17 protein-coding genes and 4 pseudogenes are annotated in these 17,335 nt (G+C 40.0%); 13 read left to right on the top strand and 8 right to left on the bottom strand.

The window, feature by feature from the left end; translation table 11 throughout:
* Positions 1 to 108: 108 nt before the first annotated feature.
* Both H6G28_RS35000 and H6G28_RS34995 read right to left on the bottom strand, forming a co-directional pair.
* Positions 109 to 1,563, bottom strand: a complete 1,455-nt coding sequence (locus H6G28_RS35000; RefSeq protein ID WP_242054745.1) for a hypothetical protein — start codon at positions 1,561 to 1,563, stop codon at positions 109 to 111.
* Positions 1,564 to 1,945: 382 nt separating this feature from the next.
* Positions 1,946 to 2,185, bottom strand: coding sequence for a hypothetical protein (locus tag H6G28_RS34995; protein ID WP_190677778.1), 240 nt, complete (start codon positions 2,183 to 2,185; stop codon positions 1,946 to 1,948).
* 227 nt (positions 2,186 to 2,412) lie between these two features.
* Here H6G28_RS34995 and H6G28_RS34990 point away from each other — a divergent pair, with 227 nt between their 5' ends.
* The 7 genes from H6G28_RS34990 to H6G28_RS34960 all read left to right on the top strand — a co-directional run bounded on the left by H6G28_RS34990 (position 2,413) and on the right by H6G28_RS34960 (position 8,450).
* Positions 2,413 to 3,159, top strand: coding sequence for a hypothetical protein (locus H6G28_RS34990; RefSeq protein WP_190677776.1), 747 nt, complete (start codon positions 2,413 to 2,415; stop codon positions 3,157 to 3,159).
* 135 nt (positions 3,160 to 3,294) lie between these two features.
* Positions 3,295 to 3,837 carry a hypothetical protein gene (locus H6G28_RS34985; protein WP_190677774.1) on the top strand — a complete coding sequence of 181 codons (543 nt, stop codon included), beginning with the start codon at positions 3,295 to 3,297 and terminating at the stop codon, positions 3,835 to 3,837.
* 17 nt (positions 3,838 to 3,854) lie between these two features.
* Positions 3,855 to 4,715, top strand: a complete 861-nt coding sequence (locus tag H6G28_RS34980; RefSeq protein WP_242054744.1) for a hypothetical protein — start codon at positions 3,855 to 3,857, stop codon at positions 4,713 to 4,715.
* 83 nt (positions 4,716 to 4,798) lie between these two features.
* Positions 4,799 to 5,188 (top strand): MerR family transcriptional regulator, encoded by a 390-nt coding sequence (locus H6G28_RS34975; protein WP_199333016.1) that lies wholly within the window; start codon positions 4,799 to 4,801, stop codon positions 5,186 to 5,188.
* Between the two features lie 33 nt (positions 5,189 to 5,221).
* Positions 5,222 to 6,436: an RNA-guided endonuclease InsQ/TnpB family protein gene (locus tag H6G28_RS34970; protein WP_190677772.1), complete on the top strand. Its 1,215-nt coding sequence runs from the start codon at positions 5,222 to 5,224 to the stop codon at positions 6,434 to 6,436.
* A 116-nt stretch (positions 6,437 to 6,552) separates the two neighbouring features.
* Entirely contained in the window at positions 6,553 to 7,062 is a 510-nt protein-coding gene (locus H6G28_RS34965) for a hypothetical protein (RefSeq protein ID WP_190595217.1), read from the top strand.
* 185 nt (positions 7,063 to 7,247) lie between these two features.
* On the top strand, positions 7,248 to 8,450 hold the full coding sequence (locus H6G28_RS34960; RefSeq protein WP_190677770.1) for an AIPR family protein: 1,203 nt from the start codon (positions 7,248 to 7,250) through the stop codon (positions 8,448 to 8,450).
* Positions 8,451 to 8,532: 82 nt separating this feature from the next.
* Here the strand turns inward: H6G28_RS34960 and H6G28_RS34955 are convergent, their stop codons facing one another.
* Positions 8,533 to 9,183, bottom strand: a complete 651-nt coding sequence (locus tag H6G28_RS34955; protein ID WP_190677769.1) for an RNA ligase family protein — start codon at positions 9,181 to 9,183, stop codon at positions 8,533 to 8,535.
* 63 nt (positions 9,184 to 9,246) lie between these two features.
* Here H6G28_RS34955 and H6G28_RS34950 point away from each other — a divergent pair.
* The 6 genes and pseudogenes from H6G28_RS34950 to H6G28_RS34930 all read left to right on the top strand — a co-directional run.
* A pseudogene (locus tag H6G28_RS34950) lies at positions 9,247 to 9,375 on the top strand (ATP-binding cassette domain-containing protein); the annotation flags it as partial.
* Positions 9,358 to 10,080: a hypothetical protein gene (locus H6G28_RS34945; RefSeq protein WP_242049408.1), complete on the top strand. Its 723-nt coding sequence runs from the start codon at positions 9,358 to 9,360 to the stop codon at positions 10,078 to 10,080. The pseudogene H6G28_RS34950 and the gene H6G28_RS34945, both read left to right, overlap by 18 nt.
* Positions 10,081 to 10,295: 215 nt before the next feature.
* A pseudogene (locus H6G28_RS34940) lies at positions 10,296 to 10,727 on the top strand (GNAT family N-acetyltransferase); the annotation flags it as partial.
* 99 nt (positions 10,728 to 10,826) lie between these two features.
* Entirely contained in the window at positions 10,827 to 11,951 is a 1,125-nt protein-coding gene (locus H6G28_RS34935) for an RNA-guided endonuclease InsQ/TnpB family protein (RefSeq protein ID WP_190677767.1), read from the top strand.
* A 40-nt stretch (positions 11,952 to 11,991) separates the two neighbouring features.
* Positions 11,992 to 12,078: pseudogene (locus H6G28_RS37905) on the top strand (GNAT family N-acetyltransferase); the annotation flags it as partial.
* Between the two features lie 11 nt (positions 12,079 to 12,089).
* Positions 12,090 to 12,629, top strand: a complete 540-nt coding sequence (locus H6G28_RS34930; RefSeq protein WP_190595221.1) for a hypothetical protein — start codon at positions 12,090 to 12,092, stop codon at positions 12,627 to 12,629.
* A gap of 151 nt (positions 12,630 to 12,780) precedes the next feature.
* On the opposite strand, the gene H6G28_RS36520 is transcribed toward H6G28_RS34930, so the two are convergent.
* The 5 genes and pseudogenes from H6G28_RS36520 to H6G28_RS34910 form a co-directional block, all read right to left on the bottom strand.
* Positions 12,781 to 13,320, bottom strand: coding sequence for a phytanoyl-CoA dioxygenase family protein (locus H6G28_RS36520; RefSeq protein ID WP_199333015.1), 540 nt, complete (start codon positions 13,318 to 13,320; stop codon positions 12,781 to 12,783).
* 93 nt (positions 13,321 to 13,413) lie between these two features.
* The gene (locus H6G28_RS36515; RefSeq protein ID WP_199333014.1) at positions 13,414 to 14,370 is read right to left on the bottom strand and encodes an SDR family NAD(P)-dependent oxidoreductase; all 957 of its coding nucleotides are present in this window, start codon (positions 14,368 to 14,370) and stop codon (positions 13,414 to 13,416) included.
* 297 nt (positions 14,371 to 14,667) lie between these two features.
* Positions 14,668 to 15,855, bottom strand: coding sequence for a hypothetical protein (locus tag H6G28_RS34920; RefSeq protein ID WP_190677765.1), 1,188 nt, complete (start codon positions 15,853 to 15,855; stop codon positions 14,668 to 14,670).
* Positions 15,856 to 15,973: 118 nt separating this feature from the next.
* The gene (locus H6G28_RS34915; protein WP_242054743.1) at positions 15,974 to 16,123 is read right to left on the bottom strand and encodes a hypothetical protein; all 150 of its coding nucleotides are present in this window, start codon (positions 16,121 to 16,123) and stop codon (positions 15,974 to 15,976) included.
* 342 nt (positions 16,124 to 16,465) lie between these two features.
* Positions 16,466 to 17,221 (bottom strand): annotated as a pseudogene (locus tag H6G28_RS34910) (sigma-70 family RNA polymerase sigma factor); the annotation flags it as partial.
* Positions 17,222 to 17,335: the final 114 nt, after the last annotated feature.

Genomic DNA, 17,335 nt, shown 5'->3' with positions numbered 1-17,335 from the left:
TGCAGTTTCATTTGCAAATAATGTCGTTTTGAGCAGAACCTTATTTGCAAATAATGTGGTTTCAAAATCGCCTTGTTTGCAGTTTTAGCCCTGGATGTTTGCAGTTCGCTACAAGTAGTCGGCTTTGATAACCTCGTACTCTTGGGCGACTTCCAAATAGTCCCACCAGCTACACCCAGGCTTGGATAGCACCGCCCGAATATCGCTAACTGCTTGAGGAATGAGTTGTAGCTGTTCGGCTCGATACGCGATCGCAGACGGTGTTGGCTCACTCCCCAAAATTAACGCCGCAGCTTCTAATGCCTTGGTATTGTTCATAGCACTGGCAAGATTACTCAAAGCAATACCCATCAGTCGTAAGCATTCTTGAGCATTTTCTTTTGGTGGTTCTTGCGCCAGCGATCGCAAATCAATCGTCTTATCCAGCGATCGCTTGACTTCCTTGTTTAACGCTTTGGTAGCCTGTTTAGTAAGAGTATTCCCCCATTCCTGAGCAGGACGTTCTTGCACAGCGTGTTCCAATTCCTGAATACGTTTTTGTAGTCTCTGGTTTTCAAGTTCTAACTGTCTGAGTCCTTCCAACTGGGAAATCCGTTGCTGTAACTGGATATTTTCTTTCTTTTGTTGCTGAAACAGGTTTTTTAAAGTGGTGAGTTGTTCTTCTACCTGTTGCTGGGCTTGGGCTGTGGCTTCTGTCTGCAAGCCAATCCGCAAATCCCGTTCTAACCGTTCTAGTTCTTGTTGGTGCTGCTGTTTGAGTTGTGCGATCGCTTCGGCGTATTCTTTGGGGTAAGTTCGCTCAGGGGTAAATGACTCAATTGCGTCATTACTCAAATCAGCATTGTTGACCAGTTCTCTCTCGCCATCCTCAAACGTGACAATCTGCTGTCTTTGATTGGGTGGGTCGGCTGAGATGGTTCCTGATTGCCCATGTCTTGGATGAGATAGTGACGTAACCTTGACGGTGGCAGGTTGAGGAACCACTGGTTCCTGAGTTTGGTGAACTATTGGTTCCTGAATCTGAGGAAGCACTAGTTCTTGAATTTGAGGAACCATTGGTTCCTGAGTTTTTTGGCGTGGCAGACGAGGAACCACTTTGTTTGCAGCTGCCGCAAAGTCTGATTCACTGGGTGAAGGATTATCTTGCAGTGCGATCGCAACAGCCTGTTTTAGTTTCTCTGGTTCCTTGACTAATCGGATTAACGAACGGGCTTGACGTTCATTTTTGATGTGTTCGCCCAATTCGTCAGCTGTATCCTTAACTTTCTTGGCTCCCAGGAGTTGATTGATTCTGCGGTAGCCACCCCAGGCTGATAACTCAGCTTGGCAGTATTCCTCAAAAGATTTGTAACCAGCTTCACGATAAAGCTGATTGTCACGCATTTGCAAAATCTCATCAACGGCCTGCCACTCGAAGCGGTCGATGGCTGTGAAGGTTTCTTTAATGCTGGTGTTGAGAAGATCGTAATTAGGAGTTGATGCTGTTTTAACGGTGTAATTGCCAATAACAGCATTTTCCTCTGTGCATAAGGCAGGAGGATTTGATATTGTTTGTGTAGTCATAGACTTGTTTGAAGGTCGTTTGACTATCCCCTCTGGTAGCGTAGGAAACTGACAGGGGGGAATCAACAAGCTAATGTTTTACTCAACTTTTCGCTTGTTTGTATTGTCTTTCAGCGATTTATCTATAGTTAAAGCTTCTTATACGTGTGCCATTTCTAACCATTATCTAAGCTTTAAAACCTCCCCAGATACCTAATGCAAGTGATGACTCTATATATTCATAGTATAGGCGTTGCATAGATTAGTCAATGCAGCGCATAGAAAATGTATATACACCCCATTTATGCAAAATCCCCTGGCTCATCGTCAGGGGATAAAGAATCAGGTTTTAAAGATTTACGGAGACGCACGCGCCACTGCCTGAGAAACAGAAGCTCATTTCTCAGGCTGCTAATTCCCCCAATACTTGCTCAACCTTTACTAATCTTCTTTCTAATTCCTCTATTTTTTGGGATTCGCTCTTTTGGGGAGTAGCTAAATACTGCTTCATATATTCGATTAGCAGTTCTGTCGCTGAAGTGTTATTTTCTTTCGCTTTCTTAATGAAAGCTTCCTTTAACTCATCATCTATTCGGATGTTCAGTTGACCCATACTGCTTCCTGCACTTACTTGTCTATACATAGACTAGCCTTGTTTATTTGTCTATGCAATGCCTATGCTAAGTTTTTCCTTAATATACAAGGGTTTGTTAAATTTTGCATATACAAATGCTACAAATAGCTTGACCTTTGCATAGCTATTGCATATACTGTATCTATACAAACAAAAGGCGATCGCGAGGTCTGGACAACTTGAGCGATCGCCCTTTGTAAAGACCTAACCCCATGAAGAGGCAGGAAATTCTAATTATGACCTACTTTACCAATACAGAGCAAGCATCAAAAGGTTTTAACCGCAACGCAATAGATGAGCTAGTCGTAGCACAGGCAGAGCTATACAACTATATAGAAGCTCAAGCGCAAGCTGTAGCACCAGAAGAATTTACCAGCGTTGAAATCGACTTTTACAACCACGAAATTTACGCCAACGGTCAACTGATAGCCCAAATTTCCTACGACCATAACGATTTTGTTACTCAAAGATGGCTGGTCATGGTCAACAACAAAGAAGAATTCCGTGCTGATGCTTGGGGTAGGTGCTACCGCTACATCTGCACACATCACAAGGATGGTTCATTACCAGTTCAAGAAGAAGCAGGGGAGCAGGGAGCAGGGAGACAAGGTGAGGAAATTTCCCCTCTGCACCCTGCACCCTGCCCCGTTGCCTCTTGTACGGGTAACGAAATCATGGCGCAGATTTTCAACGAATGCGAAAACCTGGGCTTGGAACTATTGGAAGACGGCATTTACCGCAACGACGAGAAACTGGGCGAAGTGGGTTGCACTAACGGTAACTGGTGGTTCACCCGCGCTTCAGACGCTCATCAACAGCGAATCCTTTGTGACTCAGTTTCAGATGCGGTTTGGTATGTGTCACGGGCGGAGTTGCCAGAGTGTACGGCTCTTGATGAATACTTGCAGTACAGACCGCTTGAGCAAATGCCTTCTGTGGAACTAAAAGAATTGCTCGATAGTGCGGAGTTCGTGGCTGCGTAGCACCAGGAAACGGGGCAGGGTTGAGGATTAACGGGAGTTACAGCTAATTCCCTTTTTCTCTACACCCCTGCTAGTCCTATCTACTACCTCATTCAATGACGTATTAAATATAACAATCTCTTCATCAATACAATCATGGAAGCTACAATTTCGATTCCTCCGGTTTGGCAGTACCCACGTTTTGGCTTTGGACAACGCACAGAACGCGGTCAAATAATCGGCATGAAGTATTACGCCGAAGATACATATTTAGCTGATGAATACGGTGCGGGTTGGCGTTATATTTTGCTGCCAAACAAGAACACAGAAGATGATGAAACACGGATTGAGGATGACATAAAACTGCTTTCAGCACAGGAGCTAAAAACAGTTTTAGAGACAGAAATTAACAGCTACCTGCGCCAAATTCAAATGCTGAAACATGAATTAAATGCAGTTGGTGTAAGCGTTGTAGTTGCTAATTCTACGGTTGAAGAAAGCACCCAACCACCTTATCCACCTCTGCACGATTTAGTTGATGCGGGTAAATTCATCCTCAAAGAAATTGCCAAACACCCAGATTATCTAACACTTGGATATCAGCCCGATCTAACTATTGGTGACGCTGAAACTGCGCTTTCTTATTTGGAATTGGAACTCGAACCAAGCCAAAGTCTTGCATTAGATATTGCTGACTAAAAATAAATAATACCTGAATGATCCCTAATTCATTCAGGCAGTTAAAAGTTTTTTGTGTTGTCCTCATCAACATTACACAAAACACAACCACACTCTCAGTATTCCAAAACACATACACAAATATGGAAACCATCAAAATCAACAACAGCGTCTTTCTCATTCCTCCCAGCCAACCAAAACTGCAAGCAAACTGTGCAAAAGAATACGGGCAATTTCTGTTGGATTGTCCTCCCAAGTTAACGATTCTGGAAGCACAGCAGGGCGGATATCTCAAAGGCAACAAGGCAGATTTTGCGATCGCTATTTCTCGCCCAGACCGCTTACTCACAATCAACGAAAACTTCACCAACGAGCCATTCACCGAACTGTGGGTGATTCCTGTAGCTGGCGGACTCAAGGATCAATTCAAGGGTCAGGCTTCGATGCTGCTTTCGTTCTTGATGCACCGCCGGAGCAAAGACAGTTTCGCCGGACTCTACAATCACTTCGCGCATCGTGCGTTTCAGCAGTGGTGCGAGGAAGGGATGCCGGGAGATCCGAAAGAGTTTTGCTATGCGGCGATCGCTTCGGTGCTGAAAAACTACATCTTCTGTGCTGAGTTCCAGAAGGTAGAAGGTGCGCTAGGTACGTATTGGTTTATTCAGTGGTCGTATCGCAACCCGCAGTCTGATTTTGAGAAGGATGCCCTGGAAGCGGCTGAAATGATTCGTAGCGGTGCAGAGTCTGGGGCAACACTTCACTGGGTTACTAACGAGACTTACGAAAGATGGTCATTAAATGCAGAGATTAGACCAGCACTGCCAGCAGTCTCGGAAGCAGAGGCGAGGGCATCGTTACAGCCACAGAATCAGGTGGTTGTACCCAGTAGAAAACGTTAATTAACAAGCAATAACGGCAATTCATGATTGAGTTGCCGTACCAAAATATCAAGCTTATTAGCTGAGAATTTGGAGATTTAATTATGAGTATTAAATGGGATGAATCGGAATTAGCAACTTTGTATGAAATGGCCGAGATGTACACTCCAAAGCAAATAGCTTTTCGACTAAAAAGACGGGGTTATCATCGCACAGTATCAGCAGTTACGAGAAAATTGAATTCTTTAGGGTATTCTACACGCCCAGTTCTAGACAATTACAGTTGCCGTGAAATAGCAAAAAACCTTTGTGTGCCTCCAAGCACAGTTATTAATTGGGTGAGGCAAGGTTGGTTGAAAGCCAAAAAGCGTTGTGCTAATCGTTATCAAGTCAAAAGCCGAGACTTAAAACAGTTTTTCAAACATCCTCCACAGCCAATTAAGCATCGAATTGCAGCGATAGATCCGCAAGTGGTGAGGTATTTAGTGGGGTAGTCAAAAATTAGAAACAATTAGGAGATAATTCAAGTGTTTCATCTGACCTACGAATTTAAGCTTAAGCCCACACAAAACCAAATTGCTATATTTGAAGACTGGTTAGAACAATGTCGCCGTGTCTATAACTATGCGCTGTGTGAACGCAAAGACTGGATTAAATCTCGTAGTTGTCGGATTAATGCTTGTTCGTTGCATTCTCAGTACATCATTCCTGCTGATACACCACGACCAACTTATTTTAATCAATCCGAAAGATTAACCCAAGCAAAAAATAAATATCCTGAACTTAAGAAAGTTTCAGCACAAGTTTTACAACAAACATTGAAACGTCTTGAGAAAGCTTTTGTAGCAATGTGGGAACAGAAGCACGGATTCCCTAGATTTAAAAAACCAGGGAAGATGCGCTCTTTTGTGTTTCCACAGTTAGGAGCTAATTCAATTCAAAAAAGAAGAATAAACCTTCCTAAAATTGGCTGGGTAAAATTTCATCAATCACGCGAAATACCTGATGGCAGTACAGTAAAACAAGCTCATATTGTTAAACGTGCTTCTGGTTGGTATGTGCTACTAATTGTGCAGTGGGATGTAGATGTACCCCAGCCCACGCCACAAGGTAAAGCATTAGGAATCGATGTAGGCTTAACAAGTTTTATTGCTACTTCTAACGGGCTAACTGTCAAACGTCCGAGGTTTTTTATTGATGCCGAGTGCAAGCTGAAATTGCTGCAAAAGCGCGTCTCTCGAAAACGTATTGGCTCGAACAACTGGCACAAAGCCCAAAAGAAGGTAGCAAAACTGCATGAGTATGTTGCTCGTTGCCGCAAAGATTGGCACTCTAAACTGGCTCACCAAATCTGTAATGATGCAGGGATGGTGTTTGTTGAGGATTTGCATTTAGTGGGATTATCGCGCTCAATCTTGGGCAAACACTGTTTAGACGCTGGATTCGGTCAATTCTTCAACATCCTTGAGCAGACCTGTTTTAAGCGTGGTGTCTATTTTCAGAAAGTGGACAGCCGTAAAACAAGCCAAATTTGTCCTAGTTGTGGTGTTGAAACAGGCAAAAAAGAATTGTCACAACGTACTCATGCTTGTTCAAATTGCGGCTATACCACTGATAGAGATGTGGCAGCAGCGCAAGTAGTTCTCCAAAGGGGACTTGCAGCCGTAGGGCATACGGTCAAGATGCTTGCTGAGGGTAAATTCATTGGAGTCCCTATGAGGCAAGAATCCTCATGTCTTTAGGTTGAGGAGTGTCAAGAAAATCAATTGATGAATAATTTCGGAGCAGATTATAACAAGGACTATTTAATTTATTTTGAATACAGTCAGCTACGACGATAATAGACAAAAATCTGGATATGGAAGAAAATATTACAGTTGAAGAAGCAATTGAATTATTGTTTAACCGTGAATCTATACAAGCAGCAATTCGTGCTGAAGATGAAGCTGCTTGCGATGTAAGCGCAGGACTTGATTGGGGTAATGAGCGAGTGTTTGTTGCCTTTATGAAAAATCCGGCATTATTACATAGGATGACAATACTACGTTTATCCCTCAACCGAGAAATTCGTCAGATGCTACAGGGATGGAATCTAGGAGTAGGGGAAGAAAAAGCTATTGAAACTGCATCTACACGTTTATTGTCTCGTCTACAATTACCACAGCAAAAAGCTATTCCTTCCCTAGAAAGTATATTGATGCGTGATGATTTGTACTCCGAAGAATTGATTGGTGATAGCCAAGTATTACAGGAATTGTTGAGTGTGCTGTACAACAATGAAGACTGGGATGCAATTGCAACTGTTGCCGGAAATGCAGTGCGTGAAGGTATCTTAATAAATGTTGAGTCATCTCGCTTAATAGCGTAACAAAATTAAATAGGGTTACTCTCCAAAGATGGTAAAGGCAAAGTGATGTGGTTTTTACCCGTCGCTTTATTTTTTCTCATTTCTGGTGTGGAGATCAAAGGTTTGACCTTACAGGGCTTGGTCATTTGCTCCTAAATTTTGTATTCTTCATTAGTATCAGTTGCACTCCCCACACCAAAGAAACTATGCCAAAAAATTGGACTTTGAAAATAGACCAGTTTTTCAATGCAAACCCCCACTGTATTATCGCTACCGTTCACGTTGACAGTTTCCCTGCCGACCTACCTCTAGAACCCAATATCAGAGAACCCAACCGCAAAAGCTCGACATACAGACAAATCTTTGACTCCTTAACCACTGAGCCTGACAAATTCTTCTCCAGACATAGTGGTATCGTGCTGTGTGCCAACAAGGTCAAGCCTAACAGTAAAAAGACTCAGCTAGAACTAGAGATACTGGAAGCCTCTGAGGGCGGTAGCGATGGCATTATCAATGGTGGGCATACGGTTTTAGCCTTTCAACAGGCCAGAGAATACAAGTATGATCTAAGTGAAGCCAGAGTCAAAGTCACAATCCACATTGGGCTTAGTGAGGACGATGCCAAAGACATCGCCCTGGCTTCTAATACTTCTGCCCCGGTTGACGCGCGTTCTAAAGTTAACGCTAGGGGTGATTATAAATTCCTGAAACAGTTTTTAACTCAACTGGAGCGAGAGGAAAAAACCAAATTCCGCATTGCCTATTACCAGAACCAAAGCGGTGCGCCCAAAAGCCCTCAGTGCAATGTCAACCATCTCATTAAGTTGATGAACTGCCTGGACAGGAACAAATACAACCCAGACAGCAAAAGCAGAACCAAACATCCACCTGTTAGCAATACGCCTTCATTGAGTGAGGCGGAAAGACAAAGGCTATCGAAATTGTTACCGTTACTGCCCAAAGGGTTATGGATTGAGCAACGGTTATTTCAAATAATTGAGGAACACATAACCAAGCCCAGACGAAAGGGAGTAGTTGACCTCGCCTCTATCGACCCGCGCAAGAATACACTGCTGCCCGATAGCCGATACTCGTTTGGGTTTGCTGCACCTGCTGATATTGCCATGCCTATTGTTGCTGCTTATCGGGTATTTTTGGATGAACAGTACAACTGGATCATTCCTTTTGATGAGTTTGCTGAAGATTTTCTACAGCATTTGTGGGCAAACTATTATAAGAAATACTTGGTGTCGGAGAAATTAGCAGGTAACACTGTTGGCAGTAAAATCTGCCGTAACCCGGTGATTTGGGATAACGTTTATGTTTCAGCCCAGAGCTACCTGAATCAGCAGTTGATTAAGATGGTGGGGTCGAACACTAAGCGTGAAGAATTGAAGCTGGTGAATTAAGGCAATAAAAATTTGGTGGTGCATTAGGATTTCCTGCTCACAATGCACCAACAGATTCAGTGTAAAGGCGTGAGTGCAAACCTTATTCCCAGTATGACTGCCAATCATTTGTAAAAACTTGCTGTAATTTTTTCTGATAAGAATAAGTTTTAATTTTTACCATCCAGAGGTTATTAATATTTTTTCCTCCTTTACAGATCACTCCTTCGTTTACATCATATTTACTTTCACGAACATCATGAATAAATTTGCCAGTTAGCTTACCTCGATAAATAACACGCGCAATATTAAATTTACTGAAATCTTGAATAAATTGTTCGGGATGAATAATATATTTATCGGTTTGTACATCAAAAATAAGCAGTTGTTTTGGGTCATCCTGCTTGTGCATTCCTGCAAATGAGTTCATCCCAAAAAACTCAGTAAACACAGTAATTTCTGGATATTGATAGTTCTTATTTTCTCTAAATACTCCTTCTAAAGCACTGGCAAACTCTCTATTAAAAATATCAGAAGCTTCTTCTAATCCTGGATGTGCAGCATTGAATTGTGCAATCCCCTGCTCATCCAAATCAAAGCGATCTCGACGCGTACCAAAAGCATACCAGCCAAGTTCAAAATTCCAAACCCAATGTAAGTTGGTTCCATCATATTTTTCAAAAGCTATGCACCGTTCCAAAGGGCAGTTTTTGCTATCTGGGATTTTTGGATAAACTAACTGTACTCGTACCATTTTTAGATAATTTTTCTCTAAGTATCTCAATCAGCCACAATCGAAAGTATAGATTTTACGCAAGTTTTCAGAGCAGTCAAATTAAGTGTTCTTACGCATATCTACCCCTCCAAATTATCAGGTGGGCAGAAACAACGCGTAGCGATCGCTCGTGCTTTAGTAATGGAACCAGAGATGATTCTCTTTTTGGAATTACAGCAAGATAACAAGCGAGGTTTACAATCAAAGCGGTATTGTATAAAATTTCCTCATTACTTGTTTGTCTTTTTAGCAGAGATTTCTAGCCAAACTACTTCTAGCAAACCTCAACCCACCTCGCAGATAAGGAACATTTCTCCAAAAGCTCAGGCTGTTATTTCAAAGAACCCTCAGTTTCCTTCATCTCCCTACTACCTAGCTTGGATCGCCTTAGTAAGGAGTTATTTAGCACTCTGCACAAACAATCCCAGGATTGTCAAACTCAAAAAATTCCTTGGTTGTATAAGCTTAATCCCCATCAAGATTGGCAATGAGCATATAAGAGTTCGAGGAGTTTGTATTCACTACCATGACTTATACCATCTTGAAGTTGCTCAACTAGAGAGAATCCAGATTGGGACAAACTGGGTGAGTGGAATTCATGGGATTAACTCACGAGTCTTCCATGCTTCTCCAATTAAAGAAGAGTATGACAGTTTTCTTGATGAAGCTCGGATTGCCATACATGAGTGGTTAACTCGACCTACTGCCTTCAGTCAACTCAAATTACTTTGCTGGATGACCTTGTTAATATTACAAGGCATCAATCCTTTTGCAGTCCTGATTCGGCACATGAGGAGTCTGAAGAAAAAGCCGGAAGAATTCCTACTTCTACAGGGCAGCCACATCATCTCAATAAGCCTAAATTATTCTCAATAGATTCAAAAATAATCGCATTAATCCATGCTTATTGACAATAATTTTAGTGATCGCTTTGGGTTTGGACAGTGGTTCAAATGATAAACGGCAACGAGCTTTGTTTCTCTTAACTCTGTTGTTAGATGAGATATAAGTAGAATAGGACTAAGTATATCATTAGAGCTTACTGAACAATTTATGGAAAGCCATCATAAGTTGGCAATTAGGAGCTTTAGATGCAGCGAAAAATAGAGTTAAAAAGAGGTCTTGACAATACATCTGTTGCAGCATCTTTAGTAGATTTAGGACAAAGACACGTTGATGATTATGTAAATGATTGGGTTGAAATTCTAAGGTTATTTACGCAAGAAGATAAATACTGGGACTGGATATTTAAATTAAGATATCTGGCCAATCAAGAAAATCTTGAAGGTTATGCAGTAGAGTGCGACAACAAAACTCAAGGTTTAATGATCATAGAAACACAAATGCACGGTTCCCGATTAAATATTGGTAAGAAACTAGTTTATGTTGATGGCATTGCTACTGCCCCCACTAATCGAATCGAAATTCAGCGTCCGCCTCAATTCAAAGGGGTTGGTCAAGCACTCTTAAATTTTGCCAGAATTAGAAGTGTTGAGCTAGGGTATGAAGGTAGAGTGGGGTTACCAAAAACATGGGTTTAAAGCCTCGCTCATCAAGAGAAACTTTGCTTAATTTAGAAAGAATTTGAGTTTTTAGCTTCATATTTTTGGTAAAATATTAATATGAAAACACTGAAGTTTAAGCTATATCAACACAAAAGAAATAGACACCTTAAACGCATTATTAATGCGTCTGGGGTAATTTACAATCATTGCATTGCTCTACACAAACGCTACTACATAATGTGGGGCAAGCACTTGAGTTGTGCAAAACTTCAGTCGCACATCGCCAAATTAAGAAAGCGTAATCCATTTTGGCAAACCGTAGGTTCTCAAGCAGTACAAGATATTTGTCAACGCATCGAGAAAGCTTACCAATTGTTTTTTAAACATAACAAGAAAGGAGTTAAACCACCAGGATTTAAGAAAGTTAAAAAATACAAATCATTCAGCTTAAAACAAGCTGGTTATAAGTTTTTGGGAGGCAATAGGGTAAAAATTGGGAATCGAGTATATCAGTTTTGGAAGTCTAGAGAGATAGAAGGAACAGTCAAAACATTAACCATAAAACGTACACCGTTGGGTGAATTGTTTATGGTTGTAGTAGTTGATAATTGTGCTGAGTCACAAACCAAGTCCACGACTGGTAAAATAGCGGGGTTTGATTTTGGACTCAAGACATTCCTCACTTGCTCAGATGGTACAAAAATTGAGTCACCCCAATTTTTTAAGCAGTCTCTAAACGCCATCAAAGTAGCCAGCAGACAGCATTCCAAAAAATTGAAAGGCTCAATCAATCGTGAAAGAGCCAGAAAGAATTTAGTACGCAGATACGAAGATATTTCTCATCGTCGGCGTGATTGGTTTTGGAAATTGGCGCATCATTTGACTGATAAGTTTGATGTGCTATGTTTTGAAACACTCAACCTCAAAGGAATGCAACGTCTTTGGGGTAGAAAAATATCAGACTTGGCGTTTGGTGAGTTTCTACAAATTCTAGAATGGGTTGCCAAAAAGAAGAAAAAGAGCGTTGTTTTCATCGACCAATGGTATCCCAGTAGTAAGACCTGTTCGCACTGTGGACAGGTTTTAGAAAGTCTTGATTTGTCTATCAGAGAATGGCGTTGTTCGGGTTGTCAGTCAGTGAACGGAAGGGATGAAAACGCCGCACTCAATATTCTTATGGTTGGGGCATCAACCATTGGGTTAGGCGATGTAAGTCGGTTTGAAACTGCAATCGCTGTTTGAGCCTAGAATCCCCACCATTCAATGGTGGGGAGTATGTCAAGAAAAGCAAAATATGTTTAACTGCGGACCTGAAGAAGAATACGAGAATCTAGTTTATTTTGAGTATGGAGTATTCAGACGAAGATAAAGTGAAAATTTATGAATCACCAACCGCAAAATCATAATTCTGAGGCAGATGAGCCAGTCACAACCCAAGAAGCTATAGATTTACTTTTTGGTGAAGGATGGCTCGATGAGGCTGTTCGTATCGAAGATGAAGCAAATTGTACTATTGGTGCTGGTTTGGATTGGGGTAGCGCATTAGCACCTTTAATGCTCAATCTTCCTTTATTTGGTCGCTTATCAACGCTGCGTGTATCTCTTAACCGTGAAATCAGGCTAATAATTGAAACATGGAATTTAGGCGTAGGTACTTCCTCAGCAGTAGAGGCAGCAAGGAGACTTATTAAACAGCGATTGATATCTCCTACACCTGAGCTATTACCTTACTTAGAAGCCAGCCTACTGCAAGATGATTTATACGGTGAAGAGTTTATATCTAACCGCGAAGCTCTCAAATTGCTACTTGCAGTAGTTCTTAATGATTCTGATAGAGCAGAAATTGCCGAGACGGCGGCTAATTCAATCCGCGCACAAGTTATGTCACAGGTGAATTTTTCTGAGAAAATTTCTGCTTAAATATTCAATAGAGAAACAATAACATTACATCAAATATTAAGCGTGTATTCTGACTTTTGAGTTCTAAGTTTTACTTTTGTAACACTTAAGCTAATCGATTAGCAACAAAATATTTTAACGGACAATCCCAAACAGCATTTATTATGGGCAGCTATTTTTGTGATTGCAAAATTACAGGCTTTTGGCAATTAGAAGTATAACCCGGTAAAACTTTTACCCCTGACTGAGTTAATCTTAGGGTTAGCGAAAGTCGGGCTTTACCGCTATTGTTCTGTATGGAGCGATGCAATAGTTTATTAGTAAATAGTACAAATTCACCAGGATGCAATACCACAGGAATAGCTTTTTTTTCAACTTCATTAGGGATTTCAAAAAAATGATTCCCACTAAAAGGGTCTGTTCCTTTTATTTTGCAATTTTCTAAATCAATATTAGGTAGATATTCAAATCCATTATCTTGATTAACTTCTGTCAAAGCTATATAAACATTAATAGTTTTACCATCTCCTTTCAGAAGTTTAGAATAAGAATCTCTATGCCAAAAAGGAATTAATTGCTGGGCAGGGTAATTTACCCATAGTTCTGACCGCCATAACGCTAAATTATCCCCTAAATGAGCATTCACCCTTTCTAATAAATTTTTATCTTGACATAATTGCCAAATTACAGGTGAATCTAAATGTCTTTCCATGTAAAAACGTTTAGTAAAAACTTGGATTAATATAATGAACAACGAGCCAATATCAAATTTAATAAATGATTTAACTAACTGTTTTAATAATATTTAAATTGGTAACTTTAAAAGAATTTCATCAAAAATATGTTGGGTAATCTCAGCTATTTCATTGCTACTCAAAGCCAGAGAGTTTGGCCCCCAAATTTCATCAGTACCATCATAATTAATTTTCTTGTTATTCGACTGCTGGTTACAACCAGCCCATAATAAACTACGTTCCCATAGTTGCTTTGACAATTCTTGATTTTGGGCTATTTCTGGTAAGAGAATTTCTTGAGCGTGACTATCTAAAAATTTCCCACTAATATTTTGATAAACTGGGGAAGTCGCAGCAACTAGAGTACTATATGCTCCGGCTTCTACGGAAATACCTAAACCTAAATACTTGCTGAGACGATGCCATATAGTAATATTTGATTGTACAAAGCCTGGATGTATTGCGTTAACAGTGACTTGAGAATTACTTAATCTTTGCAAAAGTTCTCTTGTTAAAAGCAATAAAGAAAATTTAGAAACAGCATATAATTTTAGAAAATTTAACGGTGTTCTTTTAACTAATAAATCCCAATCAATCCCATTTGGAGATAATGCTAAATCTGACGCTAATATAATAATGCGGCTAGGGGCAGAGCTTTGCAATTTTTCTAGTAATAAATAAGTGAGTAAGAAATGTCCTAAATAGTTAGTTCCCCAAATCAGTTCAAACCCTTCTTTGGTTTGGCCTCTATTGTTGAATATACCCGCATTATTGATTAATATATGTAATGGTAAATTGTAGTCATTAAATAGTTTTACACACCTACGAACTGAATCTAAAGAAGCTAGATCAAGCGGTAAAAATTTTACATTTTGATTTCCGGTAGTTTGGCGAATGTATTCTATAGCTTTTGCGGCTTTATTTGCCGAACGACAAGCAATAAATACATGATTGCCTAATTTGGCTAAACCTATAGCCGTCATTAAACCTACACCAGAGTTACCACCTGTAACTAGACATACTTGCATAATTTTTACTCTCTCAGTATTTATTTGTAACCTATTGCTTTCAAGTAGAATCCATCAAGTACAAAAGTTTAGCGTTAGCAAATCAACTCCTTGAGTTGTACTAAATATGATTCTTTAATCAAGCTACTTGATTGACATTTTTTGAATTCAAAATGCAAAATTCACGTAGGCAAAATTAGAAGCAAGACAATTAATTTTGAATTAAGTGATTCTGAGTACAGGCTCCCACTGATTCTTAAAATTAGTGGTGGGTTCAACCTAGGGTGTTGATTTTGTGGGAGAGATGCTCAAAATTCTTCATGCAGTTTCTGTGTCGTAAGTTGTGGCAGAAAACAAAATTCTTCTTTTCGAGAGCATGGATTGGCCAAAAACTTGAGATGCCCAGTCTTCAACATCCAAAAAACGGACTGTTTCTAATGCCTCTTTCACAAGAGTAGTTGTCAAATTCATGGTTGATAAACAAATACTCAAAAATATTTGACTTATTTGTTTAAAAGGAGAACGAGAAGAAAACTGCTTGTATTTACCAAAAAGTGATTCCAGAACATCAGAAGTTGCTAATAATGTTTGCTCAGATTTCATCTGAGAAATCTCGCCAGTCAAATAATCAAGAATTTTCTGAGCAAACCCTTGTGGAAAATCTACTTCCACTGTTAAATATTTTTCAATAATACTGAAGCTTTCTTGATTCAGTCCTTCAAGTTTAATGTGAGTTTCTACGGTGCGGGTCATTTGAACCATTTGTTTCCAATTGCTGAGTGAGTCTTGATAAGAAGCTAACCATCCCAACTTCTGTTTCAACTTAGTCAGGAGAATTTCTGGCTCAATATTTGGGACTAAATCGGTTAAAACATCTAGCGGTGAATTTAGCAGATTATCTGCCCACTCTAAAAGTTTTTCTACGTTAAAGTAACGACACTGTGAACGTTGTGCAGGAGGAGCTAAGAAAGATAGTTCAGTTTGTTGCAGTTGTTTTCGACATTGACTACACTGCTGTATAAAAGACTGATATTTTTCGCAATTTATTAATTCATGCTTCAGGAGTAAAGCCATTGCATGAGTTACATCATAGGTATAAATTACATCAGTATGATTCTGTTGATAAAGTTTAATCCCCCGTTGAATGTCACTTCCACGGTCAGCAATTATTTGTTTAGGACAACCAAATTTTTGAGTAATTTCTGTCAGTTTTTGCTCTATAAGTTCTCCTTTCGTTGAACTCATGATTTCTAATCCTAGAATTTGAACATCCTGATGTTGCAATCCTCGTTTTGATGGAAAAACTTCTTCTACTAGCAGTTGTTCTGAAACTCCTAAGACTACCAGACCTTTTTCTTTTCCTATTTCTACCGTCAAATCAACAATAAAAATCCAATCGTCTCGATATTCTTTATCTCTATTGAGTTCATACAACCCAATTCTCCCTAACCATTTTCTAACGCTACTAAAGCTAGGTGTATCGAAGGAGAAAATTTCTTTATACAACTCAAATGTCTTTTCAACCCCTCTATAACTGCTGCCACACTTGATAACTTGTTGTACTGAAATTTGTATTGTTTCGACTGAATAATGATGACCCTTGGCAACTAACTCTCCTTTTGGATCAATCTCTTTTTTTTTCCAAGCCTGTTTCTATGTTTGCTTTTTGTAGTTTTTCTTCAGCAATCTTGGCTCGATTCTTCCAATAATCTCTTGACGCAGATAAATCTCTCACTTTTATTTCTAATGCTCTAAGTTTTTTCTGCTTTTCCAAGGCTCTGAGTTTCCAATTGTCTCGACCCTTGTGAAATAGCCTTGCCAACCGACTGCTTGCGCTTTTAAACTCTTGCATTAATTTTGAGCGTCCTACATAGTTCTTGCATGAGAAACTACCATCGTCAAGCCCTCAAAGTCAACATCCTAGGTTCAACCCCCGACTGATTTCAATTTTGAATTGATTTGACTAGCTGATTTAATCTAGCGTTGTTGAAGAATTATCTAACAAAGCTAGTTTTTTGAGCGTTTCTAACTCTTCATTATTCATTTAGATTTACTGCTGTGATGCTGAAAAAACTTACTGGGTTGATATCTATATCAGGGTGAGCTAATCTGTTAATTAAGAATTTAGATACTGTGCAATAGATGGTTGTTGACGACGCAGCGCAGTCATCGCTTGCATCTGTATTTGACGCACTCGCTCTCTGCTGATCTGAAGCTTTTCCCCAATCTGAGCCAAACTTCGTTCTTGATTATCTAACAGTCCAAAGCGTAAAATTAGGACTTCACGCTGCACAGGTTTTAGTGTTGCTAACAGATCGCTTAAATTTTGGCTCAACATTTCTTGGGTAATTTGTTCATCTGGTGATGTCCCTTCATCGGCTAGAAGTTCGCTTAGTTCTGTATCTTGGTTATCTCCTACTTTTAAATCAAGAGAAATTGTCTTATTCGCCGCCGCTAAATATTCTCGAATCTGTCCCGGCTGCATCTCCAATTTTTGGGCCATTTCTGTCAGCGTGCCACGACGACCGAGGGTAAGAAATAGTTCTCGCTGCACCTTCTTAATTTGATTGAGTTTCTCGTTAACGTGAATTGGTAGCCTCACTGTCCGAGATTTTTCGGCAATCGCTCTGGTAATCGCTTGAGTAACCCACCAGTATGCGTAGGTTGACAACTTATAACCTCGGTTAGGGTCAAACTTCTCGATTCCCCTTTGTAAACCGATTGCTCCTTCTTGAACCAAATCCAAGAACTCCAGATTGCGATGCTGGTATTTTTTAGCGATTGAAACCACTAATCGCAGGTTAGCTGTGATCATCTTTTGCTTGGCTCGCTGACCCTGCTGGAAGATTCGATTAATTTCAAGTTCGCTTTTACAATACCTTCGCCAAAATAAGAGGATGAAGAGAGAGGGCTGATGTAGTAGAGTTATTGTCTTCCCAAACGACAACTCAAAAGCCACAACAAGCCCATGCCCGATATCTTATCA

Origin of the sequence: Nostoc sp. FACHB-190 (genome assembly GCF_014696905.1) — a bacterium.
In the GTDB taxonomy this organism is placed as follows: domain Bacteria; phylum Cyanobacteriota; class Cyanobacteriia; order Cyanobacteriales; family Nostocaceae; genus Nostoc_B.
This window is presented reverse-complemented; position numbering and strand designations above follow the sequence as displayed.

Bases quoted from the DNA above. Each gene is read 5' to 3' on its own strand.
- H6G28_RS36520 (WP_199333015.1), bottom strand. From the start codon at position 13,320: ATGGAAAGACATTTAGATTCACCTGTAATTTGGCAATTATGTCAAGAT.
- H6G28_RS34985 (WP_190677774.1), top strand. From the start codon at position 3,295: ATGGAAGCTACAATTTCGATTCCTCCGGTTTGGCAGTACCCACGTTTT.
- H6G28_RS34975 (WP_199333016.1), top strand. From the start codon at position 4,799: ATGAGTATTAAATGGGATGAATCGGAATTAGCAACTTTGTATGAAATG.
- H6G28_RS36515 (WP_199333014.1), bottom strand. From the start codon at position 14,370: ATGCAAGTATGTCTAGTTACAGGTGGTAACTCTGGTGTAGGTTTAATG.
- H6G28_RS35000 (WP_242054745.1), bottom strand. From the start codon at position 1,563: ATGACTACACAAACAATATCAAATCCTCCTGCCTTATGCACAGAGGAA.
- H6G28_RS34990 (WP_190677776.1), top strand. From the start codon at position 2,413: ATGACCTACTTTACCAATACAGAGCAAGCATCAAAAGGTTTTAACCGC.
- H6G28_RS34995 (WP_190677778.1), bottom strand. From the start codon at position 2,185: ATGTATAGACAAGTAAGTGCAGGAAGCAGTATGGGTCAACTGAACATC.
- H6G28_RS34965 (WP_190595217.1), top strand. From the start codon at position 6,553: ATGGAAGAAAATATTACAGTTGAAGAAGCAATTGAATTATTGTTTAAC.
- H6G28_RS34980 (WP_242054744.1), top strand. From the start codon at position 3,855: ATGATCCCTAATTCATTCAGGCAGTTAAAAGTTTTTTGTGTTGTCCTC.
- H6G28_RS34935 (WP_190677767.1), top strand. From the start codon at position 10,827: ATGAAAACACTGAAGTTTAAGCTATATCAACACAAAAGAAATAGACAC.
- H6G28_RS34930 (WP_190595221.1), top strand. From the start codon at position 12,090: ATGAATCACCAACCGCAAAATCATAATTCTGAGGCAGATGAGCCAGTC.
- H6G28_RS34960 (WP_190677770.1), top strand. From the start codon at position 7,248: ATGCCAAAAAATTGGACTTTGAAAATAGACCAGTTTTTCAATGCAAAC.
- H6G28_RS34945 (WP_242049408.1), top strand. From the start codon at position 9,358: ATGATTCTCTTTTTGGAATTACAGCAAGATAACAAGCGAGGTTTACAA.
- H6G28_RS34955 (WP_190677769.1), bottom strand. From the start codon at position 9,183: ATGGTACGAGTACAGTTAGTTTATCCAAAAATCCCAGATAGCAAAAAC.